The organism is Bradyrhizobium sp. PRIMUS42 (genome assembly GCF_023006515.1).
Classification (GTDB): Bacteria; Pseudomonadota; Alphaproteobacteria; order Rhizobiales; family Xanthobacteraceae; genus Bradyrhizobium.
The window spans coordinates 1-756 of sequence record NZ_JALBGZ010001375.1 but is presented as its reverse complement, the minus strand read 5'-3'; the positions used below and the strand labels follow the sequence as shown (position 1 = coordinate 756).

The following is a 756-nucleotide window of genomic DNA, read 5'->3' as shown; positions in this document are numbered from 1 at the left end:
CACCACGCCGTCCCAGGGGACCAGCCTGGCAATGGTCGGCAGTGGAGACCGCGGCCGCGATCCGCTCCGGCGCCATCTCCGCCGTCGAGACGGTCGAGGCGCATCTTGAACGGATGCGCGCCGTCAATCCGAAGCTGAACGCCGTCGTCGTCGATCTCGGCGAGGAAGCGCTGAAAGCGGCGCATGCGGCCGACAAGCAGCGTGCCAAGGGCGGCGCGCTCGGCCTTCTGCATGGCGTGCCTGTCACCATCAAGGAAAATGTCGACTACGAAGGCCGGCCGAATTTCAACGGCGTTCCCGCCAACAAGGGCCTGGTCGCGCCGTCGGATGCGCCTGTTGTCCGCAACCTGAAGAAGGCCGGCGCGATCGTCATTGGGCTGACCAACACCCCGGAATTCTCCTTCCGCGGCTTCACCGACAATCCCCTGCACGGGCTGACGCTGAACCCCTGGGATCCTGATATCACCTGCGGCGGCTCCTCGGGCGGCGCGGGTTCGGCGGTCGCTGCCGGTATCGGCACCATCGCCCATGGCAACGACATCGGCGGCTCGCTGCGCTGGCCCGCGCATTGCAACGGTGTTGCCACCATCAAGCCGACACAAGGACGCATCCCCGCGTTCAACGAGAGCGCAACGGCGGAGCGTCCGATGCTGGCGCATCTGATGTCGGCGCAGGGGCCGCTCGCCCGCCACGTCGCCGACGTCCGTCTTGCGCTGGAGGTGATGAGCCAGCGCGATCCGCGCGATCCCTGGTGGG

At 67.7% G+C, this 756-nt stretch carries 1 protein-coding gene; it reads left to right on the top strand.

Going from position 1 to position 756, the window contains the following annotated elements:
* Positions 1-756, top strand: a 756-nt coding sequence (locus MOV75_RS40460; RefSeq protein WP_247008441.1) for an amidase, incomplete at both ends; no start/stop codon positions are given.